Consider the following 22,295-nt stretch of genomic DNA (forward strand, 5'->3'; position numbering starts at 1 on the left):
ACTACGAGGACTCTCGTACAATGGTGCGCATCCCGGATGAAGTGGAGCCGCCGCCATGACGACCACCACCAGCCCGCGCGTCCTCGAGCACCCCGCGCGCGACCAGATCCGCCTCGAAGAGGTGCTGCACGCCCTCTCGGACGCCGTGCGCCTGCGGATCGTGCGGGACCTGGCGCGCGAGGAGACCGAACTCAGCTGCTCGTACTTCGACCTCCCGGTCACCAAGTCCACGACCACGCACCACTTCCGGGTCCTCCGCGAGAGCGGCGTCATCCAGCAGATGTACCAGGGCACGACCAAGCTCAACTGCCTGCGCAGGAGCGACCTCGACGCCCTCTTCCCCGGCCTCCTCGACTCCGTCCTGTCCGCCGCCGGCGCCCAGGCGGGGCGCGAGGGGGAGACGGTCTGACGGCCCGCGCCCGGGCGGGGCGCGAGGGGAAGGCGGCCTGACGGCCCGCACCCGGTGAAACGCGAGAAGGGGGCCGGCTGACGTCCGGCCCCCTCCCGCCTCCAGGCGCGCCTACAGCGAGCGCATCCGGTCGATCTCCGAGGTCTGCTGGGCGATCACGTCGTTCGCCATCTCCTCCACGAGGACGTTGTTCCCCTCGCTCAGCACTTCGGCGGCCATCGTCACGGCCCCCTCGTGGTGCGCGATCATCAGCTTCAGGAAGAGCTCGTCGAAGGCCTTGCCCTTCGCGTCCCGCAACTCCTCCAACTGGGCCTCGGTCGCCATGCCCGGCATCGAGTGGTGGTCGTGGGCACCCTGTTCGCGCGGGCCACCGTTGTTTTTCAGCCAACCTTCCATCGCGTCGATCTCCGGCCGCTGCGCCGCCGCGATCCGCTCGGCCACCTTCCTCACCCGGGGCGAGGACGCCCGCCCCGGGACCAGCGCCGTCATCGTCAGGGCCTGCCGGTGGTGCGCGGTCATCATCTGCACGTAGCGGAAGTCCGCGCCGTTCGGGCTCTCGTCGGGGAGCAGTCGCGCGGCCTCCTCGGGGGATATCCGCCGGGCCGGCTCCCCGGGTTTCCCCGGCGCCACCACCGCGGGGCCGGCCGAACCCCCGGCCCGGGGCGCGCCCTGGTCGGGGGCCGACTCGCAGGCGCCCAGGGCGAGTACGGCGACGGCGGACAGGGCCGCGGCGACGACGGCACGCTGACGGCGGATCAACAACGCGACCTCCAGGGGTTCTTGCGGGGACGGTGACCGTTCCTAGCACTTTTCTCGAAGGGGCCGATCAAAAACCTTCATTAAGGCTGTGTTGCCATCTGTTGATCTGCGCATGCCACGGAAGATACTGCCGGGGTGCAGCACCCGTTCAAAGCTGAACGGATACCAGGGAGGACGGAGTGACTTCGTTGCGTACCCCGCATGGCACGTCCGGCACACGCGACCCGCGGGCCCGGTTCAGACGTCTGGGTGTGGCATCGGCCGCCGCCGGGCTGCTGGCCACACTGCTCGTGGCAGGCCCCGCGGTCGCCACCCCCGACCCCGGAGACGCCGGCCCCGCACAGGGCACGGTCTCCTCGCAGCAGGCCGCCGAGGCGCGCTCGGCCATCCGGAACGGCGAGATACCCGGCGTGGACGAGATCGTCCACAGCCAGAACATCGAACACCTCGCGAACGTCCCCAAGGACGCGCTCAAGGGCCTCAACTCGGACCTCGCCTTCCAGGGCAAGTACGCCTTCGCCGGCAACTACGACGGCTTCCGGATCTTCGACATCAGCGACCCGAAGGCCCCGAAGACCGTCGCGCAGGTCCTCTGCCCGGGCTCCCAGAACGACGTCTCCGTCTCCGGGAACCTGCTCTTCCTCTCCACCGACTCCTCCCGGAGCGACAACTCGTGCGCCAGCACGACGCAGCCCGCCTCGGTCAAGGAGTCCTGGGAGGGCATGAAGATCTTCGACATCAGCGACATCGCCAACCCGAAGTACGTCGCCGCCGTCGAGACCAACTGCGGTTCCCACACCCACACGATCCTGCCCAAGGGCAAGAACGTGTACATCTACGTCTCCTCCTACTCGCCCAACGCCGCCTTCCCCGACTGCCAGCCCCCGCACGACGGCATCTCCGTCATCAAGGTGCCCCGCAAGGCGCCCGAGCAGGCCGCGGTCGTCAACTTCCCCGTCCTCTTCCCGGGCGAGGGCCCGGACGGCGGCGGAAACCCGGGCGCGCCCACCAACCCGGGCGTCTCCAAGACCACCGGCTGCCACGACATCACCGTCCTGCCGAGCGAGAACCTCGCGGCCGGCGCCTGCATGGGCGACGGCATCCTCTTCGACATCGAGGACCCCGAGCACCCGCGGGTCATCGACCAGGTCCAGGACAACGTCAACTTCGCGTTCTGGCACTCCGCGACCTTCAACCAGAAGGCGAACAAGGTCGTCTTCACCGACGAGCTCGGCGGCGGCGGCGCGGCCACCTGCAACGCCCAGGTCGGCCCGAACCGCGGCGCCGACGGCATCTACGACATCGTCGGCAAGGGCGACCGGCGCAAGCTCGTCTTCCGCAGCTACTTCAAGATCCCGCGCCACCAGGCCGACACCGAGAACTGCGTCGCCCACAACGGCTCGCTGATCCCGGTCAAGGGCAAGGACCTCATGGTCCAGGCCTGGTACCAGGGCGGCGTCTCCGTCTGGGACTTCACCGACTCCTCCGCCCCGAAGGAGATCGCCTACTTCGAGCGCGGTCCGCTGTCCGCCACCACCATGGCGACGGGCGGCTCGTGGTCCGCGTACTACTACAACGGCCACATCTACTCGAACGACATCGCGAAGGGCTTCGACGTCCTGAAGCTCTCCGACCGTCGTACGGACCCGGCGAAGCGGATCCGGATGGACCGGCTCAACGTCCAGACCCAGCCGGACTACTTCGACCTCGACGACTGACCGGCGACGTGACGGCCGGCTGACGGCCCGAGCGCCGGAGTGCCGCCGGGCGGACCCCCGTCCGGCGGCGCTCCGGCCTCCCAGTCCAGCCCGTACCGCTGGAACAGCTCCCACCGCAGCCGCCCCAGCGGCATCGGAGCCCCCGGCAGCAGCACCGCCACCACCGCACCCATCAGCAGGGCGCGCAGCAGCGGATAGTCCGTGTCCACGTCCGCGGAGCCGTACCGCACGACCGTGTCCCGCAGCAGGAAGGCCAGCCGCTGCTGCTCCTCGCACTGCACGAACCCGGCGGCCTGCAGGATGCCCGCCATGTGGGTCCGCATCAGCGTGGGCCGGGTCACCGCGAGCCCCAGGATCGCGTCGATCGCCCGCGCCAGCCGCTCCCGGCCGTCCTCCGTGCGCGGCTCCCGCTCCAGCGCCTCCTCCAGGGTCAGGTGCATCAGCCGGTGCACCGCCGCCTGGAGCAGCACGTGCTTGCCCGGGAAGTAGTACGAGATCAGCCCCCGCGCCGTACCGGCCCGCTCCGCGATGTCGCCGAGCGTGGTCGCCTCGTAGCCGTGGGCGTCGACCAGCTCCACGGTGGCCTGGAGAATCCGCTCCCGCGACCTGCGCCGAAGCTCTTCATTGACCGATGGGCTACGCGGGGACATGCTGGACTCCTGCGTTGACTGGCTGCCGGCCAATATACTCGGCGCATCCCGTCGGCATGCCCGTGTGGCATGCCGACGGGGATGCCGTCTGTTCTGGGCGACACGGGGGATCGTCCAGAACAGACGGCTTCATCGTCCTTCTCCCATTCTGCTCCCGCCGCTCCCGGCACCACCGTCGTCGCCGGGGGAGGGGCCCACCGCTCCGCGCCGCTCGCTCCACCGGTACGTGAGCACCGCCACGACCACCCAGCACCAGCCCAGCAGCCAGCCCTCCAGGACGTCCGAGGGCCAGTGCACGCCCAGGTAGACCCGGGTCCAGCCCACCCCGAGCACCGAGACGACGGCCGCGCCCGCCAGGGTGCCCCAGCCGCGCCACTCGTCCCGCCAGTGCAGGGCGAGCACCCACAGCAGCAGCCCGCAGGTGACCGTCGCCGTCATCGCGTGGCCCGACGGGAAGGCGGCGTACCGCGCCGAGTCGACGGGCTCGGCCCAGTGCGGCCGCTCCCGCCCCACCAGCGCCTTGAGGGCCTGCTGGGAGCCGACGGCCAGCAGGCTCGTCCCCGCCACCCACAGGGCCGCCCGCCGCTCCCGCCGCCGCCACAGCACCACCGCGGCGGCCGCGGCCAGGGCACGCATCGTCCAGGGGTCCCACACCCAGTCCGTCAGGACGCGGTTGACCTCGGTGAAGCCCGGATGGGCGAGGGCGCTGCGATGGAGCGCCTCGGCGACCGAACGGTCGAAGGAGAGCAGCGGGGGCCATCCCACCGCCACGAGCACGAGCAGGGTCAGGGCCAGGACTCCGGAGGCCACGGCGGAGGAGCGCATGCGCCGATCCTGCCCGACGATCCGCTCCGCACGGTTCTTCGGACGGCCCGTGCGCGTCGCCGCCGGGACCCGGGCCGCAGTGCGGGCTGTCACCGGCCGCTATCCCAGTGCGCGGAGCGCCGGGACGAAGGCCACGAGGACGGGGACCACGGGCACCAGGGACGCGGCCGCCGTCAGCCGGAGCCGGCGCCCGGCGGTGAGGCGGGGGGCCGCGGTGAGCAGCCGGTTCACCCGCTGCGGCAGATCGGCGTCGTGCGCCGGGCCGGGGCCGAAGACGCCCCGGTCCTCGTTGAGTTCGACCAGGGCGAGCGCGATCGTCAGCCGCCCGAAGCGGCGCGAGGCCACGTCGTCGGCGGCCAGTTCCACCAGGCGGTGCATCTCCTCGCGGAAGGCCGCGAAGACCGGGATCCCCGGGAACCCGGCGGCCAGCGCCGCCGAGGAGTGCAGCAGCCAGTCGTGCCGCGCCCGGGCGTGGCCCTGCTCGTGCGCCAGGACCGCGTCCAGCTGACGTCCCTTCAATCGTCGCAGCGCCGCCGTCGTGATGACCAGCTGGGGCGCGGAGCCGGCCATCCACCAGGCGTCCGCCCGCTCGCCCTCCAGGACGACGAGCCGCTCGCTGCCCGGACGCTCGCCGGGCAGCAGGGGCGCGCGGACGAGCAGCTCACAGCGGCGCCGGCGGCGCCGGGCGCGGGCCCGGCCGATCTCCCGGCCCAGCATCGCCCCCGACCAGAGCCCGCCGGCGGCCAGGACCACCGCGAGCACCGCGGACCAGGGCCCGGACGTGCCGAGTTCGTACGCGTCGACCACCGCGTGCGGCGCGCCCGCGAAGACGTGTCCCCGCACGGCCTGCCACGCCGTGGACGCGCTGAACGTCATGGAGAGCGCGAAGCTGACCAGCACCGCGGCCACCACGCACTGCCACACCCACAGGGCCACCACGGGTTCTCGCTCCACCCAGTCGGCTCGGGACAGCAGCCTGGGGGCCGCGACGGCGGTCAGGACGCCGAGCAGGAACAGCGCGAGGGAGACCCACATGGGCGTCAGCCTATGAGCGCGGTACTCGCCGGGGTATGGGCGCGGGCGGCAAGTGACGTACGCCACGGTTTGGTTGGCCGGAAGCCGCTGCCGCCGGGCCGGATCCCACGAGGTCTCCGGGGAACGTCACAGGGTCACCAGCATCGCGAGCATCGCGAGCGCCATCGACAGCCGGCAGGCGTGCGCCAGCTCCGGCCGGGACGCCCAGGCGCGCCCCCCGCCGACGGCGGCCCAGGCCGCGTCCGTACCCCTCCCGGAAGGCGCCCAGGCCGTGCCCGTGCCGCTCCCGCCGGCCGTCCGGGCCGCGTCTCCGCCTCTCCCGCCGGTCGCCGTCACCGGCACGAGCCGGGCTCCCGAGCGGAGCACGTACACCACGTAATAGAGGAGGAGCCCGCCCGTGAGCACCGGTATGCCGCCCGCCGTCCCCGCCGTGTGCCCCGCGTGCGCCCCCGCCGCGCCGGGCGCCGCCATCGCGACCGCCATGTAGACCATGGCGAGCGAGCCCACCAGATGGTGCAGATGGTGGCCGCCGTGCCGGGCCGCCAGCAGGCCGTGCAGCGCCGCCGCGCCGAACACCGCCGCGTACACCGTCCAGCCCCACTCCGGCGGGGTCAGGACCGCGGCCGGCAGCGCCATGGCCGCCATCCCGAACCCCATCACCGCCTCGCCGACCGCGGCCCGCCGCTCCTCGCCCTCGCAGACGCGCGTCCGCAGCAGGCAGTACGCACCCGTCGCCGCGCACAGCGCGACCAGCAGCCACCCGGACAGAGCCGGTCCGTGCACGGCACACCTCCCCCTCGACGCCGCCCCTCCAGGGAGGAATGCCCGCCTCCCCGGCGCCGCACGCGGGCGCACGGGCGCGCACAGGTGTACGAGGGGAGCGAAAGAGGCGCGCGTTAGGCTCGGAACGATCGCGCACGCCGATCGTCAGAGCCCGAGGGGAGCCCCGTTACATGGACACCGCCACGTCCCAGGAGACCGGCCGGATCAGCTACCGCGATGCGGTCCTCGACGACGTCCCGGCCCTCGTCCCGCTCGTGGAGTCGGCCTACCGGGGCGACGCCAGCCGGGGCGGCTGGACGACGGAGGCGGACCTCCTCCAGGGGCAGCGCACCGACCCCGAGGGCGTGACCGAGGTCATCACCGCCCCCGGCAGCCGGCTCCTGGTCGTGGAGCGGGACGGCGAGCTGGTCGCCTGCTGCCAGCTGGAGCACCGGGGCGAGGCCGCCTACTTCGGCATGTTCGCGGTCCGTCCGGAGCTGCAGGGCGCGGGCCTGGGCAAGCAGATCATCGCGGAGGCCGAGCGCCGGGTGCGCGAGCTGTGGGACGTGCGGGAGATGCACATGACGGTGATCTCCGTCCGCGAGGAGCTGATCGCCTGGTACGAGCGGCGCGGCTACCGGCGCACCGGCCGGACGACCCCCTTCCCCTACGGCGACGAGCGCTTCGGACTGCCCCAGCGGGACGACCTGGAGTTCGAGCTGCTGATCAAGCCGCTGAACTGATCCGTCCGGCGGAAGGGCGGCCTCGACCCTGGCGGACAGGAAAAACTTCTGCCGCCAGGGGGGTCGCGCAGGATAATTTCTCTTGCCTCCCCTTGTGGGAACGAAGCGTCAATGGTTACGTTGTCTTGACGCAAGGTTCTCCTGTGGAGGAAGAGGCATGACGGAAATTCTTGTGCAGGACGTGACCGGTGGGGGGATATCCACCGAAGCCCGTGTGATCGACCACCCGGCCTGGGCCGAGCTCAAGAATGCCGTGGAGGAGATCCGTCCCTGGCAGTCCGCGGACGGCTCCATCGACTTCGACGCCGAGGGCGCCCCCGCCCGCGCGCTCGTCGAGCTGACCGTGGACCGTCTGGTCGCGGCCGTCGAGCAGCTCTCCCCGCTCGTCCCGCACGACGGCGCCTACCACCGCGCCCTCGTCGCCGACCTGCGCAAGTGGGTCGCGAGCGGCTTCGCCGTCCCGGACTTCCTGGACTCCCTCATGGAGTTCCACCCGGCCGCCGGCCGCGCCGACGGGCTCCAGCACCTCGTGCTCTTCCCGATGTACACGCAGAACGGCAACCTGGACCGCAACTTCGAGGCCGTCGTCCTCCGCATGGTCTGGCCGGAGTGGCTCTCCGAGCTGGAGCGCACCCGCTACGACAACCCGGGCTTCTGCGGCATCACCTTCGAGGACTTCACCGCCGGCTACGACACCAACTCGGCCGTCCTCTTCCCGGAGACCGTCGCCGTCCGCGAGGTCCCGGAGCGCTTCACCTGGGGCGGCATCTTCTGCGACCGCGAGGCCGCGCGCTTCCGCAAGGTCACCGAGGCCGCCGTCGAGACCCTCGGCGTGAAGCTCCCCGAGGACATCGCCGTCATGCTCGGCGACCAGCAGCGCTGCCAGCAGGCCTTCGCGCTCTGGGACCTGGTCCACGACCGCGCCCACAGCCGCGGTGACCTGCCCTTCGACCCCTTCATGATCAAGCAGCGCCAGCCGTTCTGGATGTACGGCCTGGAGGAGCTCCGCTGCGACCTCACCGCCTTCAAGGAGGCCGTGAAGCTGGAGGCCGAGGGCAACGCGCACGGCCGTGACGTGCAGTACGCCGTCCTCTTCGACCGGATGTTCCGCTTCCCGCTCACCGGCGACCGCAACCGCAACTACGACGGTCTGGGCGGCCAGCTCCTCTTCGCGTACCTCCACAAGAACGACGTGGTGCGCTGGACGGACAACATCCTCAGGATCGACTGGGACCGCGCCCCCGAGGTCACCAACCGCCTCTGCTCCGAGATCGAGACCCTCTACCGCGAGGGCATCGACCGCCCGAAGCTGGTCCACTGGTTCAAGGCGTACGAGTTCGTCTCCACCTACCTCGCCCCGCACCCGGGCTCGAAGTGGGCCAAGGGTCCCGACGCCCTCGACCTCTCCCTGCCGCCCCGCAAGCTCGTCGACGACGTGCTTCCGGACGAGTTTCCGCTCAGCATGTTCTTTGAGGCCCTCGCCAAGAAGCTGAAGGGCGTGATCGCCGACACCAAGGGGATCACCGCCGCCGACGTCCCGAGCACCGCGCGGGCCGCCGCGTGAGCGACCTCAACGAGAGCATGGAGGAGGCGTCGCCCATGATCAGCAACGGAAACGGCGGTCCGCTCGACGGCGCCGTCATCGCGGTCGCCGGCGCGGCCGGTCCCGCCGGCCGCGCGGCGCTGCTGCGTCTCGCCGAGGCGGGCGCGACGGTCGTCGCCTCCGACGCCGACCCGGCGCGCCTCGCGGAGGCTGTCGACGCCGCCCGCTACGCGCACGGCGGCGCCAAGGTCGTCGGCGACACCGTCGACCTCCTCGACCTGGACGCCACGCGCGACTGGGCGGCGAAGACCGAGAAGGAGTTCGGCCGGATCGACGGCCTGGTCCACCTCGTCGGCGGCTGGCGCGGCGCCCCCTCCTTCACGGAGTCCGACCTCAAGGACTGGGACTTCCTGGAGAAGCTCCTGATCCGCACGGTCCAGCACACCTCGCTCGCCTTCCACGACGGGCTGCTGCGCGCCGGCGGGCGCGGCCGGTACGCCCTGATCAGCCAGTCCGGCGCCCACAAGCCGGTCGCCAACAACGCCGCGTACAACGCCGGCAAGGCGGCCGCCGAGGCCTGGACCCTCGCCATGGCCGACTCGTTCCGCAAGCTGGGGGGCGACGAGGGCCCGCAGGCGGCGGCTGCCATCCTGGTGATCAAGGCATTGGTGCACGACGCGATGCGCGCCGAACGCCCCAACGCGAAGTTCGCGGGCTTCACCGACGTCAAGGACCTGGCCGACGAGATCGCCGGGCTCTGGGACAAGCCCGCCCAGGAAGTGAATGGACAGCGTCTGTGGCTGACCCCCAAGCCGTGACCGCGGCACTCGGCCCCAGGACCGACGCACGTCGTCACCACGACCCGTCGGTCCGGGGCTTCGCCAGCGACAACTACGCCGGCGCCCACCCCGAGGTCCTCGCGGCCCTCGCCCTCGCCAACGGCGGCCACCAGGTCGCCTACGGCGAGGACCAGTACACCGAGCACCTCCAGCGGATCATGCACAGCCACTTCGGCCCCACCGCCGAAGCCTTCCCGGTCTTCAACGGGACCGGGGCGAACGTGACGGCCCTCCAGGCGCTCACCGACCGCTGGGGCGCCGTCGTCTGCGCCGAGACCGCCCACATCAACGTGGACGAGGGCGGCGCGCCGGAGCGGATGGGCGGCCTCAAGCTGCTCACCGTCCCCACCCCCGACGGCAAGCTCACCCCCGAGCTGATCGACCGGCAGGCCTGGGGCTGGGAGGACGAGCACCGGGCCATGCCCCAGGTCGTCTCGATCACCCAGAACACGGAGCTCGGCACCGTCTACACGGTGGAGGAGATCCGCGCGATCGTGGAGCACGCCCACGCCAAGGGCATGAAGGTGCACCTCGACGGCGCCCGGATAGCCAACGCGGCCGCCTCGCTGGACGTGCCGATGCGCGCGTTCACCAACGCGGTCGGCGTGGACGTGATCTCGTACGGCGGCACGAAGAACGGCATGCTCTTCGGCGAGGCCGTCGTCGTGCTCAACCCCGACGCGGTCAGCCACATGAAGCACCTGCGCAAGCTGTCGATGCAGCTCGCCTCGAAGATGCGCTTCGTGTCGGTGCAGCTGGAGGCCCTCCTCTCGAAGGACCTGTGGCTGCGCAACGCCCGCCACGCCAACGGGATGGCCCAGCGCCTCGCCGCCGGGGTGCGCGAGCTCGACGGGGTGGAGATCCTCTACCCGGTGCAGGCCAACGCGGTCTTCGCCCGCCTCCCGCAGGAGGTGACGCGACGCCTGCAGGAACGCTTCCGCTTCTACTTCTGGGACGAGGCCGCCGGCGACGTCCGCTGGATGTGCTCCTTCGACACCACGGAGGACGACGTGGACGCCTTCCTCCAGGCGCTGAAGGAAGAGCTGGCCCGCTGACCAGGTCTGCATAAAGATGCGGCCGGACGGAAAGTCATTGACTCCGTCCGGCCGTCTTCATAGGGTCGCTCCGCATGGAACTCATCCAGCAGAACCCGGACATCAACGCGTACCTCGCAGCGAGCGAGACCATCGACCATGAGCACCCGCTCGTCAGGGAAGTGTCCGACCGCCTCGCCGACGATCACCCCGACGCATACTCATACGCCGAAGCGGCCTTCATGTACGTCCGCGACACCATCCCGCACTCCATGGACTCCGGCGATCCCCGCGTCACCTGGCGCGCCTCCGACGTCCTGGAGCAGCGCACCGGCATCTGCTACGCCAAGTCCTTCGCCTACGCCGCGCTCCTGCGGGCCCGCGGCATCCCCGCCGCCCTCTGCTACCAGCGGCTCACCGAGGACGACGGCTCGGACCCCGTGATCCACGGCCTCGTCGCCGTCCTGCTGCCGGGCGAGAGCGCCTGGGCCCGTCAGGACGTGCGGGGGAACAAGCCGGGCGTCGACGCCCGCTTCTCGCTGGGGGAGGAGCGGCTGGCCTGGCCCGTACGGCCGGAGCTCGGAGAGCTGGACCACCCGGAGCTGTACGCCGAGCCGCACCCGGCGGTCCTGGCCGCCCTGAAGGCCGCCCCGGACCGCTCGCACCTCGACCGGACGCTGCCCACGGAGCTCTGATCCGGGGCGGCGGGGGAAACGGTTCCGTCAGCCGGCTTCCTTGACCTGGGCGGGCGTCGGAGCCGTACCGCCCAGGTGCGCGGGCACCCACCAGGTGTCGCCCGCGTCCTTGGGGCGGACCGGGTAGGCGCGCTGCGCGGCCTCCAGGAGCTCCTGGACGCGCTCGCGCAGTCGCCGCGTGATCGCGCCCGCGTACTGGTCGGCGGGGGCCTCGACCGGCTCCCCGACGCGGATGGTCACCGGGATGTGGCTCCGCTTGAAGTTCCGCGGCCGGCCCTTCGTCCACAGCCGCTGGGTGCCCCACAGCGCCATCGGGATCAGCGGGACGCCCGCCTCCTGCGCCAGGCGCGCCGCACCCGTCTTGAAGGCCTTCAGGGTGAAGGACTGCGAGATGGTCGCCTCGGGGAAGACGCCGATGATCTCGCCGGCCCGCAGCGACTCCAGGGCGTGCTTGTAGGCGTGCTCGCCCTGGGCGCGGTCCACCGGGATGTGCTTCATGCCGCGCATGAGCGGCCCCGAGATCCTGTGCTTGAAGACCGAGTCCTTCGCCATGAAACGCACCAGGCGCTTCTGCGGAAGGGCCGCGAGACCGGTGAAGATGAAGTCCAGGTAGCTGATGTGGTTGCTCACGAGCACCGCACCGCCGGTCCGCGGGATGTGCTCCGAACCCTGCGTGTCGATCTTCAGGTCGAGCGCCTTGAACATGGTCAGAGCGGCGCCGATGACCGGTCGATAGACGAGTTCTGCCATCGGTGGGGAACCTCTTCTTCCTGCGCCCGGAGCGGATTCTCCCGGCGAAGTTACGCGGCCGTAGGTTTTCGGCTTTGGGCAGATCGTGCCCCATGTGAGGCCCCGTGACCAGTCCAGACGGCTTCGTACGGGGAGATTCTCGTCACTCGCGGTGGTCGTGGCGGGAATCGATCGGCCCCGTGGGACGCTGCACCTGAGGAAGCGGGAGAGCGAAGGGGAGTGGGATGACCGAGGTCCTGGGGCCGGAGGCGCTCGGCGCCGAACTGGGGGAGAGGGCCACCCTCGTCCAGTTCTCGACGGCCTTCTGCCAGCCCTGCCGCGCCACCCGCCGCACCCTCGCCGAGGTCGCCGCCATGGTGCCGGGCGTGGGACACGTGGAGATCGACGCAGAGGAGCGCCTCGACCTCGTGCGCGAGCTCGGCATCGCCCGCACCCCCACCGTCCTCGTCCTCGACGCCGCCGGACGCGTCGTCCGCAGGGCCGCCGGACAGCCCCGCAGGGCGGACGTCATCGCCGCCCTCGGCCGGGCCGTCTGACGCCGTGACACCGTCCTCGGCGGGATCGTCCGAGGTCGTGCACATCGTCCTCGGCGGGATGGTCCGAGGTCGTGCACATCGTCCTCGGCGGGATGGTCCGAGGTCGTGCGCACCGTCCCCAGCCGGATCGTCTGACGTCGTGACACTTCTCCCACATCCCGGTACCCACTTGACTGCACCGTCCACCGATCGTCACCCTGACGGAGTGCCCATAGAACTCCTTCTCTACGGCCGGGCCCACGTGGACCTGGCCCGCAACGCGAGTGCGCGCTGTCCGGGTGTCTGAGCACCCCAGGACTCCTCTCATGCCGCCCTCGCAGAAGGACAACTCCATGACGGTTTCGCCCGAGCTCCGTACCGTTCCCACGATCGGCGCACCCCGGCAGGCCTCTCCCGATCTGCTCCGCTCGGTCTTCCGCCGGCACGCGGCCGGCGTCGCGGTCATCACCGCGCACGGCGAGCGGCCCGTCGGCTTCACCGCCACCTCGCTCAACTCCGTCGCCGCCGAACCCCCGCTGATCTCCTTCGGGGTGGGCACGGGCTCCTCCAGCTGGCCCGTGGTCTCCGAGGCCGAGTTCATCGGCGTCCACATACTCGGCGAGCACCAGCAGGAGCTCGCGGCCACCTTCGCGCGCAGCGGCGCCGACCGCTTCGGCGAGGGGACCCGCTGGAGCGTCGGCCCCGAGGGCGTGCCGGTCCTCGACGGCGTCCTCGCCTGGCTGGTCTGCCGGGTGGTGGCCCGCGTGCCCGCCGGGGACCACCGGATCGTCATCGCGCAGGCGGTCGCCGGGGACCCGGACGGGGCGGGCCGGCCGCTGCTCTACCACCACGGCCGCTTCAACGCGCTGCGCGACTGAGAGTTCCCGTACGCGCCGCTCTCCGCGCGTTGGCAAGGTCACATGCCTGAGCGCTTGCTCACTGGTAACGGACTGGGTGTACTGGCGAGTAATATTTCGGTCGGGGCGTCCGGCGCCCCGACCGGAAACCCGCCCTTCAGGCGCCTATGCTGCGAGCAACAAGGCAGCCCAGTTATGACGATGCAGTAGGAGAGCCGGCGTGAGCTTGAGGATCGTTGTCTGTGTGAAGTACGTGCCCGACGCCACCGGCGACCGTAAGTTCGCGGACGACCTGACGGTCGACCGCGACGACGTCGACGGCCTGCTGTCGGAGCTCGACGAGTACGCGGTCGAGCAGGCGCTGCAGATCGCCGAGGAGGCCGACGAGGCCGAGGTCACCGTGCTCACGGTCGGCCCCGAGGACGCCAAGGACGCGCTGCGCAAGGCGCTGTCGATGGGCGCCGACAAGGCCGTCCACGTCGAGGACGACGACCTGCACGGCACCGACGTCATGGGCACCTCGCTGGTGCTCGCCAAGGCGATCGAGAAGATCGGCTACGACGTCGTCATCGCCGGCATGGCCTCCACCGACGGCACCATGGGTGTCCTCCCGGCGATCCTGGCCGAGCGCCTGGGCGTCCCGCAGGTCACCCTGCTCTCCGAGGTCAAGATCGAGGGTGGCCCCAACGGCAAGGTCACCGGCCGCCGTGACGGCGACGCCGCCTCCGAGCAGCTGGAGGCCTCGCTTCCGGCCGTCGTCTCGGTGACGGACCAGTCGGGCGAGGCGCGTTACCCGTCCTTCAAGGGCATCATGGCCGCCAAGAAGAAGCCGGTTCAGTCCCTGGACCTGGAGGACCTGGAGATCGAGGCCGAGGAGGTCGGCCTGGAGGGCGCGTGGACCGCGGTCGACTCCGCCGCCGAGCGTCCGGCCCGCACCGCCGGCACGATCGTCAAGGACGAGGGCGAGGGCGGCAAGCAGCTGGCCGAGTTCCTCGCGAGCCAGAAGTTCATCTAGCCGCTGGGCTCGCGCGAGCCGCTGAAGTCCGCCCCCTTTTCGTTCGCAGGAGATTGAAGTCCCATGGCTGAGATTCTCGTCTACGTCGACCACGTCGACGGAGCCGTCCGCAAGCCCACCCTGGAGCTGCTGACCCTCGCCCGCCGCCTCGGCGAGCCCGTCGCCGTGGCGCTGGGCAACGGCGCCGCCGACACCGCCGCCGTCCTCGGCGAGCACGGTGCCACCCGCGTCCTGACGGCCGAGGCCGCCGAGTTCGCCGACTACCTGGTCGTCCCCAAGGTCGAGGCCCTGCAGGCCGCGTACGAGGCCGTCTCCCCGGCCGCCGTCCTGGTCCCCTCCTCCGCCGAGGGCAAGGAGATCGCCGCCCGCCTCGCGGTGCGCATCGGCTCCGGCATCATCACCGACGCCGTGGACCTGGAGGCCGGTGACGAGGGCCCGGTCGCGACGCAGTCCGCGTTCGCCGCCTCCTTCACCACCAAGTCCCGCGTCTCCAAGGGCACCCCGGTCATCACGGTCAAGCCGAACTCGGCCCCCGTGGAGGCCGCCCCGGCCGCCGGCGCCGTCGAGGCGCTCGCCGTCTCCTTCTCGGAGAAGGCCACCGGCACCAAGGTCACCTCCCGCACCCCGCGCGAGTCGACCGGCCGCCCCGAGCTGACCGAGGCCGCGATCGTGGTCTCCGGCGGCCGCGGCGTCAACGGCGCCGAGAACTTCGCGATCATCGAGGCGCTCGCCGACTCCCTCGGTGCCGCCGTCGGCGCCTCGCGCGCCGCCGTCGACGCCGGCTGGTACCCGCACTCCAACCAGGTCGGCCAGACCGGCAAGTCGGTCTCGCCGCAGCTGTACATCGCCTCCGGCATCTCCGGCGCGATCCAGCACCGCGCGGGCATGCAGACCTCGAAGACCATCGTCGCCATCAACAAGGACGCCGAGGCCCCGATCTTCGACCTCGTCGACTACGGCGTCGTGGGCGACCTCTTCGACGTCGTCCCGCAGCTCACCGAAGAGGTCAAGTCCCGCAAGGGCTGATGACCTGCGGTTCTGTCGGTCCCGGGGGCCGCACGGCGATCTGTCGCCGTGCGGCCCCCGGCCGTTTCGGACAACCATTGACGCAGGTCCCGACCGCCTACTAACTTCGCTATACGGATTGTTGATTCCGTGCAGCGGAAAACAGGAGGATGCAGGATGGGTCAGCAGGAGAAGGTGTCGACGAGCCTCGCGGGCGCGGTCAGCGAGGGCATCAGCGCCTCCCTCGCAGCGGTGGACGCCGAGCTCGACCGCCGCTACCCGGGAGACCCCGGCACCCGCCAGCCCGTCCACACGGTCTACGTGCCCGGCAACGTCTTCGACGCCGGCACCATCCGCTCCTGGGGCGACCAGGCCCTCGCCGCCCTCGACGAGCACGCCCCCGACGCCGCCTCCTTCGCCGCCGTCCTCGGCCTCTCCGACGACCTCGCCGAGGACGTCTACGGCCGCGTGCGCGCCAAGCTGGAGCGCGAGCCCGTCGAGGACCTCCGCGTCGACTTCGAGGACGGCTACGCCGGGACGGACGAGGACCAGGACGCCGCCCGCGCCGCCCGCCTGATCTCCGAGGCGTACGCGAACGGCACCGCCGCCCCGTACATGGGCATCCGGATGAAGTGCATGGAGGCCGCCGTACGCGACCGGGGCATCCGCACCACCGACGTCTTCCTCACCGGCCTCCTGGAGAACGGCGGCCTCCCCGACGGCCTCGTCCTCACCCTCCCCAAGGTCACCTACCCCGAGCAGGTCTCCGCCTTCGTCCGCCTCCTGGAGGCCTTCGAGAAGGCCCACGGCCTCGACGCGGGCCGCCTCGGCTTCGAGATCCAGATCGAGACCAGCCAGGCCATCCTCGCCGGCGACGGCACCGCCACCGTCGCCCGCATGATCGACGCCGCCGAGGGCCGCGCCACCGGACTGCACTACGGCACCTTCGACTACAGCGCCTGCCTCGGCGTCTCCGCCGCCTACCAGGCCAGCGACCACCCGGCCGCCGACCACGCCAAGGCGGTCATGCAGGTCGCCGCCGCCGGCACCGGCGTGCGCGTCTCCGACGGCTCCACCAACGTCCTCCCCGTCGGTTCCACCGAGCACGTCCACGAGGCCTGGCGCCTGCACTACGGCCTCACCCGCCGCGCCCTCTCCCGCGCCTACTACCAGGGCTGGGACATGCACCCCGGCCACATCCCCACCCGCTACGCCGCCGTCTTCGCCTTCTACCGCGAGGGCTTCGAGACCGCCGCCAAGCGCCTCTCCGCCTACGCCAACCACGCCGGCGGCGACGTCATGGACGAGCCCGCCACCGCCAAGGCCCTCTCCTCCTACCTGCTGCGCGGCCTCCAGTGCGGCGCCCTCGACACCGCCGAGGTCGACGCCCTCACCGGCATGACCCGCGCCGACGTCGAGCGCTTCGCCGCCCCGCGCCGGGGCGACCTGACGGCGACCGCCCAGTAACCGGGCGCCCACAGGGAGTCCACCGCCGCCCCGTACTCTGTACGCGTCCAACGCAGCCACAGGGAACGGGGCATCGGTGTCATCGGGGGAGTACGAGCGGCTCGCGGGCCGCTACAGAACGGTGCGGCAACTCGGGCGCGGCGGCATGGGCGTCGTCTGGCGCGCGGTCGACGAGGTCCTCGGCCGCGAGGTGGCCGTCAAGGAACTGCGCGCCTACAACGACGCGTCGGGTCCCGAACTGGAGGACCTGCGGCTGCGGATGCAGCGCGAGGCGCGCGCGGCGGCCCGGGTCAGGCACCCCGGGGTCATCGCCGTCCACGACGTGACCGAGCACGAGGGCCGCCCCGTCATCGTCATGGAACTCGTCGACGGCCCCTCCCTCGACGGCGTCCTCGGCGAACGCGGCACCCTCGACCCCCGGGAGGCCGCGCAGATCGGCGCCGCCGTCCTGGAGGCGCTGGCCGCCGCCCACGACGTGGGCGTGCTCCACCGCGACGTGAAGCCCGGCAACGTGCTCCTCGACCGGGGAGGCCGGGTCGTCCTCACGGACTTCGGCATCGCCACGATGGACGACCCGGGCGACGGCTCCGCCACCCATCTGACGCGCAGCGGAGAGATCGTCGGCTCGCTCGACTACCTGGCGCCCGAGCGCGCCCAGGGGCAGCAGCCGGGCCCCGCCTCGGACGTCTGGGCGCTCGGCGCCACCCTGTACGCGGCCGTGGAGGGCGCCTCCCCGTTCCGCCGCACCTCCACCTGGCAGACCCTGAACGCCATCGTCGTGGAGCCCCTTCCGGCGCCCCGGCTCGCCGGCCCCCTCGCCCCGGTCCTGGCCCGGCTCCTCGACAAGGACCCGGCCCGGCGCCCGGACGCCCGGACGGCCGCCCGCCTGCTGACCGAGGTCGCGGAGGGACGGGACGCGAAGGCGCCGGGCGCATGGGGCGGACCGGCCGGGGCGCCCGGCGCCGTCGGCCCGTGGTCCGCGGCCGTCGGCGCCCCGGCGACCGCTCCGGGCGCGCCGAACGCGGGCCCCGGCGGGTCGCCTTCGGCCCCGGGCGCCGGGCCCGGCGGCCCGGACACGCCGGGCCCCGGCGCGCCGCACCTGTGGGCGCCCACCCAGCCCGACGCCGTACCGCACCGCCCCGAGGGCTTCGGGCCGGCCGTGCCGCCGGCCGCGGGGCCGGCCATGGGCGCCCCGGGGCAGGACGGCCCCGGCGGTCCGGTGCCGCTGCCCGGGCTGCCGGCCGGGCCCGGGGCGTACGGCCCCGAGACCGCGCCGACGAGGCGTTCGGCCACGCGCGGGCGGACCGGGCGCAACCGCTCGGGCGCCCTGGTCGCCGCGGCGGTCGCGGGCGTCCTGCTGGTCGGCGGCGGCGTCACGTACGCCCTGGTCGGCCGGGACGGCGGCCCGGGGCAGGGGGAGTTGGCCGGCGGGCAGTCGCCGACGAGCCCGGGCGCCGCCCCCGGCCGGGTCCTCGACTCGGGAGCGCCCGGGGCGGGAGCGACCGCCACCGAGAGCCCGTCCGGGGCGGCGAAGCCCTCCGAGGGGGACGCGAAGGAGTCGTCGTCCGCGAGCCCGGGCGGGTCCGTGTCCCCCTCCTCGTCCTCCTCTTCGTCCTCGCACTCGTCCTCCGCCCCGCACTCGTCCCCGTCCCCTTCGAGGACGACCGAGGCGCCGGTGCCGGGCGGCAGCGCCGGCGGCGGGTCGGGCACGACGGGCGGCGGCGACGCGTCCCCGAGCCCCGCGTCCGGCGGTTGCACCTCCATCGGCGGCGGGAAGTACGACTGCCAGGTGTGGCGCACCGAGAAGACGTACCGTCACGACGGCGGCGAGATGGGCGTCCTGAACGCCGGCACGAACTACTTCTACTGCCAGGTCGACCTGGGCCGCCGCGAGACGTACGGCCGGTGGACCAACATCTGGTGGGCCAGGACCGACGACGACAGCGGCAACACCAACGTGTACTTCAGCGTCGTCTACCTCAAGGGCGGGGCCAACGACCAGCCCGTGCCCGGCCTCCCGATCTGCTGAACGGGCCGCCGGCCGGTCACCTCGTGGCGGGGGTGGGGGCGGGGACGGAGTCCGGCGCGGCCGTACGGGTCCGCGCCGGGGTCAGCCCCCGGCCGGCGGGACCTCGCCCGAGCCGCGGGCGATCAGACGGGTGTCCAGGACCACCGTGGCCGGCGCCTCGTCGGCCCCCTCCAGGCGGCGGAACAGGCGCTCCGCCGCCGTCCGGCCGAGCGCGGCCGCGTCCTGGGCGATGACCGTGACGCCCAGCAGGTCGGCGAGCTCGATGTCGTCGAAGCCGACGAGGGCGACCGGGCGTTCACGGTCGGCGAGGAGCCGTACGGCGGTGACCGTCACCCGGTTGTTGCCCGCGAACAGCGCCGTCACCGGCTCCGGCCCGGAGAGCATCGCCCCGGCCGCCGCCGCCACCCGCTCCGGGTCGGTCGGGCCGAGCGACACCCACGCGTCGGCCACGTCGAGGCCCGCGTCCTCCATCGCCGCCCGGTAGCCCCGCAGCCGCTCCCTCGCGGTGTGGATGCCGGGCCGGTCGGCGATGAAGCCGATCCGCCGGTGGCCGTGGGCGACGAGGTGCGCCACCCCGGCCCGCGCGCCGCCGAAGTTGTCCGAGAGGACGGCGTCCGCGTCGATCCCGCCCGCCGGGCGGTCGACGAACACGGTGGCGACGCCCGCCCGGATCTCCGGCTCCAGGTAACGGTGGTCGCCGCCCGCCGGGATGACGATCAGTCCGTCCACGCGCCGCGCGCACAGCGCGAGCGCCAGCTCCTGCTCGCGCTCCGGGTCCTCCGCGCTGGAACCGTTGATGAGCAGGGCCCCGTGCGCCCGCGCCACCTCCTCGACCGCCCGGCTGAGCGGCCCGTAGAAGGGGTCGGCGAGGTCCTCCAGGACCAGCCCGACGGTCGCCGTCCTGCCCTTGCGCAGAACGCGCGCGCTGTCGTTGCGGCGGAAGCCCAGCGCCTCGATGGCCTCCCGCACCCGGTGCTCGGTGTCCGGGGTGACGCCCGGTTCGCCGTTGACGACCCGGGACACCGTCTTGAGGCCCACGCCCGCCCGGGCGGCGACGTCCTTCATCGTGGGCCGATTGCCGTAGCGGGGCTCGGAGCGGGCGATGTCGGCCACGGTGCGCGGTTCCTCCGGAGCGTGTCGAGTCGATCTCGGTTCGAGCATAGGCCCTGGACAACGTTGTCATCACTGGGAGACTGTAGGGAACCACTTCCCGTTCCCGCCGCCGACAGGAGGCTCCGCGCGCATGGACACCGACCCCGCCACGGGCCTCGTCGCCGCCCTCGACATCGGGGGCACCAAGATCGCCGGCGCGCTGGTCGACCGGGAGGGCCGCATCCGTCTCCGCTCCCAACGGCCCACGCCCGCGCGTGAGGACGGCGAGACGGTGATGGCGGCGGTCGGGGCGGTGCTCGCCGACCTCGCGGCCTCCCCGCTGTGGGAGTCCGCCGACGCCGTCGGCATCGGCAGCGCGGGTCCGGTCGACGCCTCCCGGGGGACCGTCAGCCCGGTCAACGTGCCCGGCTGGCGCGACTACCCGCTCGTCGAGAGGGTCCGCCGGGCCACGGCCGGGCGACCGGTCACCCTCGTCGGCGACGGCGTCGCCATGACGGCGGCCGAGCACTGGCTCGGAGCCGCCCGGGGCCACTCCGACGCCCTGTGCCTCGTGGTCTCCACCGGCGTCGGCGGCGGCCTCGTGCTGGGCGGCCGGGTGCACCCCGGCCCCACCGGCAACGCCGGTCACATCGGCCACATCCCGGTGGACCTCGACGGCGAGCCCTGCGCGTGCGGCGGACGCGGCTGCGTCGAGCGCCTCGCCAGCGGCCCGCACCTCGCCCGCCGCGCCCTGGAGAACGGCTGGCGGCCCGGCCCCGACGGCGACGTCTCCGCCGCCGCGGTGGCCGCCTCCGCACGCGCCGGGGACCCGATCGCCATCGCCTCGTTCGAGCGCGCGGCCCAGGCGCTCGCGGCGGGCATCGCCGCCACCGCCGCCCTCGTCGAGATCGACATCGCGGTCGTCGGCGGTGGGGTGGCGGGCGCCGGCGAGGTCCTCTTCGCTCCGCTCCGGCGCGGCCTCCGCACCTACGCCACGCTCTCCTTCGTCCGGGACCTGCCGGTCGTCCCCGCCGTCACGGGCACGGACGCGGGGCTCCTGGGAGCGGCTGCCGCGGCACTGGCCGGACCGGACCGGTGAGGGGTCCCCGGAGCGGGCGTCCCTCGCCGCGGACCTGACTCACTCCCGTACCCGCTCCGCCGTCCGCTGTTCGACGACCACCAGGAACGCGTCGGACTCCAGGTCCATCACGACCCGGGCCGGCACTCCCTCCTCGCGCCGCGCGCCGGCGAACTCCTCCGCCGGCCAGCTGCCCCGCGGCCCGCCGGCCGGAAACCGTTCGAGAACCGTACGACTCATCTCCGCACCCCCTCGTGCTCGCCGTTCTCAACGAGAGCCGTCCGGAAGTGTCACGCACATGCCGAGACGTGTGTTCGTGGTTTCCGTGGCAGGGTGTTGCGGGCAAGCCACTGGGGGCTATCGAAGAGGGGGAAACGTGATCGTCTGGATCAACGGTGGTTTCGGCGCGGGAAAGTCCAGCACCGCGCGCGAGCTGGTCGATCTGATCCCGAACAGCACCCTGTACGACCCCGAGCTCACCGGTGGAGGGCTGCGCCGGCTGCTCCCGGCCAAGCGGCTCGCCGAGGTCGAGGACTACCAGGACCTGCCGATCTGGCGCCGTCTGGTCGTCGACACCGCCGCCGCCCTGCTCGCCGAGGTCGGCGGCGTCCTGGTCGTCCCGATGACCCTGCTGCGCCAGGAGTACCGGGACGAGATCTTCGGCGGGCTCGCCGCCCGCCGCATCGACGTGCGCCATGTGCTGCTCGCCCCGGAGGAAACGATCCTGCGACAGCGGATCGACAACCGGGCGGAGTACGGCGACCCCGAGGTCGACGCGCGGGTCCGGGAGTGGTGCCACCGGCACCTGCCGTCGTACCGCGCCGCCCTCGACTGGCTCGCCGACGACGCGTACACACTCGACACCTCGGCGCTCACCGTGGCCGAGGCCGCCCGGGCCGTCGCCGACGCGGTCCGGGCCGACCGGATCGCGCCCTGCGGCATCGTCCAGACGCCCGAGCCGACCGGCGAGACCCTCGCCGCCGGCGTCCTGCTCTTCGACGAGCAGGACCGGTTCCTCCTCGTCGACCCCACCTACAAGCCCGGCTGGGAGTTCCCCGGCGGCGTCGTCGAGCCCGGTGAACCCCCGGCCCGGGCCGGCATGCGCGAGGTCGCCGAGGAGATCGGCCTCGAACTCGACGCCGTACCCCGTCTGCTGCTCGTCGACTGGGAACGCCCGAAGCCCCCCGGCTACGGCGGCCTGCGCCTCCTCTTCGACGGCGGCACGCTCCGTACCGCCGACGCCGAGCGACTCCGCCTCCCCGGCGCCGAACTCCGCGACTGGCGGTTCGTCACCGAGGAGGAGGCCGCCGAGCTGCTGCCCCCCGTCCGCTACCGCCGCCTCCACTGGGCCCTGCGCGCCCGTGAACGCGGCACGGTCCTCAACCTGGAGGCCGGCGACCCGGTGGGCTGAACCGGCTCACACCCGGGCCCCGCTCGCGTCCGAACCCCCGCTCACGTCCGAACCCCCGCTCACG

Annotated in this window: 23 protein-coding genes; 15 read left to right on the top strand and 8 right to left on the bottom strand. The window is 72.7% G+C overall.

The annotated features are described in order from the left end of the window. Nucleotides 1-55: 55 nt before the first annotated feature. Nucleotides 56-409, top strand: a complete 354-nt coding sequence (locus ACIGW4_RS06585) for an ArsR/SmtB family transcription factor (RefSeq protein WP_398710973.1) — start codon at nt 56-58, stop codon at nt 407-409. A 111-nt stretch (nt 410-520) separates the two neighbouring features. Here ACIGW4_RS06585 and ACIGW4_RS06590 read toward each other — a convergent pair whose 3' ends face one another. Continuing rightward, a complete protein-coding gene (locus ACIGW4_RS06590; RefSeq protein WP_398711060.1) occupies nt 521-1,168 on the bottom strand; it encodes a DUF305 domain-containing protein in 648 nt (215 codons plus the stop codon). Nucleotides 1,169-1,347: 179 nt separating this feature from the next. On the opposite strand from ACIGW4_RS06590, the gene ACIGW4_RS06595 reads away from it, so the two are divergent. Continuing rightward, nucleotides 1,348-2,886: an LVIVD repeat-containing protein gene (locus tag ACIGW4_RS06595; RefSeq protein ID WP_123458668.1), complete on the top strand. Its 1,539-nt coding sequence runs from the start codon at nt 1,348-1,350 to the stop codon at nt 2,884-2,886. Here ACIGW4_RS06595 and ACIGW4_RS06600 read toward each other — a convergent pair. The 4 genes from ACIGW4_RS06600 to ACIGW4_RS06615 all read right to left on the bottom strand — a co-directional run bounded on the left by ACIGW4_RS06600 (nt 2,865) and on the right by ACIGW4_RS06615 (nt 6,179). Then, on the bottom strand, nt 2,865-3,536 hold the full coding sequence (locus ACIGW4_RS06600; RefSeq protein ID WP_123458667.1) for a TetR/AcrR family transcriptional regulator: 672 nt from the start codon (nt 3,534-3,536) through the stop codon (nt 2,865-2,867). The genes ACIGW4_RS06595 and ACIGW4_RS06600 overlap by 22 nt on opposite strands. 129 nt (nt 3,537-3,665) lie before the next feature. Then, the gene (locus ACIGW4_RS06605; protein ID WP_399578844.1) at nt 3,666-4,361 is read right to left on the bottom strand and encodes a phosphatase PAP2 family protein; all 696 of its coding nucleotides are present in this window, start codon (nt 4,359-4,361) and stop codon (nt 3,666-3,668) included. A gap of 99 nt (nt 4,362-4,460) precedes the next feature. After that, nucleotides 4,461-5,396, bottom strand: a complete 936-nt coding sequence (locus ACIGW4_RS06610) for a M56 family metallopeptidase (RefSeq protein WP_123458665.1) — start codon at nt 5,394-5,396, stop codon at nt 4,461-4,463. A gap of 126 nt (nt 5,397-5,522) precedes the next feature. After that, nucleotides 5,523-6,179: a DUF5134 domain-containing protein gene (locus ACIGW4_RS06615; protein WP_398710971.1), complete on the bottom strand. Its 657-nt coding sequence runs from the start codon at nt 6,177-6,179 to the stop codon at nt 5,523-5,525. Nucleotides 6,180-6,349: 170 nt separating this feature from the next. Here ACIGW4_RS06615 and ACIGW4_RS06620 point away from each other — a divergent pair, with 170 nt between their 5' ends. The 5 genes from ACIGW4_RS06620 to ACIGW4_RS06640 all read left to right on the top strand — a co-directional run bounded on the left by ACIGW4_RS06620 (nt 6,350) and on the right by ACIGW4_RS06640 (nt 11,012). Continuing rightward, nucleotides 6,350-6,901, top strand: a complete 552-nt coding sequence (locus tag ACIGW4_RS06620) for a GNAT family N-acetyltransferase (RefSeq protein WP_123458663.1) — start codon at nt 6,350-6,352, stop codon at nt 6,899-6,901. 157 nt (nt 6,902-7,058) lie between these two features. Continuing rightward, a complete protein-coding gene (locus tag ACIGW4_RS06625) occupies nt 7,059-8,465 on the top strand; it encodes a DUF6421 family protein (protein WP_398710970.1) in 1,407 nt (468 codons plus the stop codon). Nucleotides 8,466-8,500: 35 nt separating this feature from the next. Then, nucleotides 8,501-9,262, top strand: coding sequence for an SDR family oxidoreductase (locus ACIGW4_RS06630; protein ID WP_123458947.1), 762 nt, complete (start codon nt 8,501-8,503; stop codon nt 9,260-9,262). Further along, nucleotides 9,259-10,338 carry a low specificity L-threonine aldolase gene (locus tag ACIGW4_RS06635; protein WP_123458661.1) on the top strand — a complete coding sequence of 360 codons (1,080 nt, stop codon included), beginning with the start codon at nt 9,259-9,261 and terminating at the stop codon, nt 10,336-10,338. Before ACIGW4_RS06630 ends, ACIGW4_RS06635 begins: the two co-directional genes overlap by 4 nt. A gap of 74 nt (nt 10,339-10,412) precedes the next feature. Beyond that, nucleotides 10,413-11,012, top strand: coding sequence for a transglutaminase family protein (locus ACIGW4_RS06640; RefSeq protein WP_399578846.1), 600 nt, complete (start codon nt 10,413-10,415; stop codon nt 11,010-11,012). 27 nt (nt 11,013-11,039) lie between these two features. Here the strand turns inward: ACIGW4_RS06640 and ACIGW4_RS06645 are convergent, their stop codons facing one another. Further along, the gene (locus tag ACIGW4_RS06645) at nt 11,040-11,762 is read right to left on the bottom strand and encodes a 1-acyl-sn-glycerol-3-phosphate acyltransferase (protein ID WP_123458659.1); all 723 of its coding nucleotides are present in this window, start codon (nt 11,760-11,762) and stop codon (nt 11,040-11,042) included. A gap of 224 nt (nt 11,763-11,986) precedes the next feature. On the opposite strand from ACIGW4_RS06645, the gene ACIGW4_RS06650 reads away from it, so the two are divergent. From ACIGW4_RS06650 to ACIGW4_RS06675, 6 genes are all read left to right on the top strand, one after another. Further along, a complete protein-coding gene (locus ACIGW4_RS06650; protein WP_123458658.1) occupies nt 11,987-12,298 on the top strand; it encodes a thioredoxin family protein in 312 nt (103 codons plus the stop codon). A 332-nt stretch (nt 12,299-12,630) separates the two neighbouring features. Next, nucleotides 12,631-13,155, top strand: a complete 525-nt coding sequence (locus ACIGW4_RS06655; protein WP_086826503.1) for a flavin reductase family protein — start codon at nt 12,631-12,633, stop codon at nt 13,153-13,155. A 199-nt stretch (nt 13,156-13,354) separates the two neighbouring features. Continuing rightward, entirely contained in the window at nt 13,355-14,149 is a 795-nt protein-coding gene (locus ACIGW4_RS06660; protein WP_398710968.1) for an electron transfer flavoprotein subunit beta/FixA family protein, read from the top strand. Between the two features lie 63 nt (nt 14,150-14,212). Beyond that, nucleotides 14,213-15,175 carry an electron transfer flavoprotein subunit alpha/FixB family protein gene (locus ACIGW4_RS06665; protein ID WP_225800573.1) on the top strand — a complete coding sequence of 321 codons (963 nt, stop codon included), beginning with the start codon at nt 14,213-14,215 and terminating at the stop codon, nt 15,173-15,175. 156 nt (nt 15,176-15,331) lie between these two features. After that, nucleotides 15,332-16,621, top strand: a complete 1,290-nt coding sequence (locus ACIGW4_RS06670; RefSeq protein WP_123458655.1) for a DUF6986 family protein — start codon at nt 15,332-15,334, stop codon at nt 16,619-16,621. Between the two features lie 76 nt (nt 16,622-16,697). After that, entirely contained in the window at nt 16,698-18,650 is a 1,953-nt protein-coding gene (locus tag ACIGW4_RS06675) for a protein kinase (protein WP_399578849.1), read from the top strand. Nucleotides 18,651-18,731: 81 nt separating this feature from the next. Here the strand turns inward: ACIGW4_RS06675 and ACIGW4_RS06680 are convergent, their stop codons facing one another. Continuing rightward, nucleotides 18,732-19,763, bottom strand: a complete 1,032-nt coding sequence (locus ACIGW4_RS06680; RefSeq protein WP_123458653.1) for a LacI family DNA-binding transcriptional regulator — start codon at nt 19,761-19,763, stop codon at nt 18,732-18,734. Between the two features lie 130 nt (nt 19,764-19,893). Between ACIGW4_RS06680 and ACIGW4_RS06685 the strand changes: the two genes are divergently transcribed. Further along, complete coding sequence (locus ACIGW4_RS06685) at nt 19,894-20,841, top strand: ROK family protein (RefSeq protein WP_398710966.1); 948 nt, start codon at nt 19,894-19,896, stop codon at nt 20,839-20,841. Nucleotides 20,842-20,880: 39 nt separating this feature from the next. Here the strand turns inward: ACIGW4_RS06685 and ACIGW4_RS06690 are convergent, their stop codons facing one another. After that, complete coding sequence (locus ACIGW4_RS06690) at nt 20,881-21,060, bottom strand: hypothetical protein (RefSeq protein WP_030685988.1); 180 nt, start codon at nt 21,058-21,060, stop codon at nt 20,881-20,883. A 136-nt stretch (nt 21,061-21,196) separates the two neighbouring features. On the opposite strand from ACIGW4_RS06690, the gene ACIGW4_RS06695 reads away from it, so the two are divergent. After that, the gene (locus ACIGW4_RS06695) at nt 21,197-22,231 is read left to right on the top strand and encodes an NUDIX hydrolase (RefSeq protein ID WP_123458651.1); all 1,035 of its coding nucleotides are present in this window, start codon (nt 21,197-21,199) and stop codon (nt 22,229-22,231) included. Nucleotides 22,232-22,295: the final 64 nt, after the last annotated feature.

Source organism: Streptomyces sp. NPDC053513, from assembly GCF_044544765.1.
Classification (GTDB): Bacteria; Actinomycetota; Actinomycetes; order Streptomycetales; family Streptomycetaceae; genus Streptomyces; species Streptomyces litmocidini.

What these genes read in the sequence shown, in the direction of transcription:
- ACIGW4_RS06650 (WP_123458658.1), top strand. Translation starts at nt 11,987, where the DNA reads ATGACCGAGGTCCTGGGGCCGGAGGCGCTCGGCGCCGAACTGGGGGAG.
- ACIGW4_RS06585 (WP_398710973.1), top strand. Translation starts at nt 56, where the DNA reads ATGACGACCACCACCAGCCCGCGCGTCCTCGAGCACCCCGCGCGCGAC.
- ACIGW4_RS06620 (WP_123458663.1), top strand. Translation starts at nt 6,350, where the DNA reads ATGGACACCGCCACGTCCCAGGAGACCGGCCGGATCAGCTACCGCGAT.
- ACIGW4_RS06630 (WP_123458947.1), top strand. Translation starts at nt 8,501, where the DNA reads ATGATCAGCAACGGAAACGGCGGTCCGCTCGACGGCGCCGTCATCGCG.
- ACIGW4_RS06665 (WP_225800573.1), top strand. Translation starts at nt 14,213, where the DNA reads ATGGCTGAGATTCTCGTCTACGTCGACCACGTCGACGGAGCCGTCCGC.
- ACIGW4_RS06645 (WP_123458659.1), bottom strand. Translation starts at nt 11,762, where the DNA reads ATGGCAGAACTCGTCTATCGACCGGTCATCGGCGCCGCTCTGACCATG.
- ACIGW4_RS06625 (WP_398710970.1), top strand. Translation starts at nt 7,059, where the DNA reads ATGACGGAAATTCTTGTGCAGGACGTGACCGGTGGGGGGATATCCACC.
- ACIGW4_RS06685 (WP_398710966.1), top strand. Translation starts at nt 19,894, where the DNA reads ATGGACACCGACCCCGCCACGGGCCTCGTCGCCGCCCTCGACATCGGG.
- ACIGW4_RS06610 (WP_123458665.1), bottom strand. Translation starts at nt 5,396, where the DNA reads ATGTGGGTCTCCCTCGCGCTGTTCCTGCTCGGCGTCCTGACCGCCGTC.
- ACIGW4_RS06690 (WP_030685988.1), bottom strand. Translation starts at nt 21,060, where the DNA reads ATGAGTCGTACGGTTCTCGAACGGTTTCCGGCCGGCGGGCCGCGGGGC.
- ACIGW4_RS06640 (WP_399578846.1), top strand. Translation starts at nt 10,413, where the DNA reads ATGGAACTCATCCAGCAGAACCCGGACATCAACGCGTACCTCGCAGCG.
- ACIGW4_RS06670 (WP_123458655.1), top strand. Translation starts at nt 15,332, where the DNA reads ATGGGTCAGCAGGAGAAGGTGTCGACGAGCCTCGCGGGCGCGGTCAGC.
- ACIGW4_RS06655 (WP_086826503.1), top strand. Translation starts at nt 12,631, where the DNA reads ATGACGGTTTCGCCCGAGCTCCGTACCGTTCCCACGATCGGCGCACCC.
- ACIGW4_RS06605 (WP_399578844.1), bottom strand. Translation starts at nt 4,361, where the DNA reads ATGCGCTCCTCCGCCGTGGCCTCCGGAGTCCTGGCCCTGACCCTGCTC.
- ACIGW4_RS06600 (WP_123458667.1), bottom strand. Translation starts at nt 3,536, where the DNA reads ATGTCCCCGCGTAGCCCATCGGTCAATGAAGAGCTTCGGCGCAGGTCG.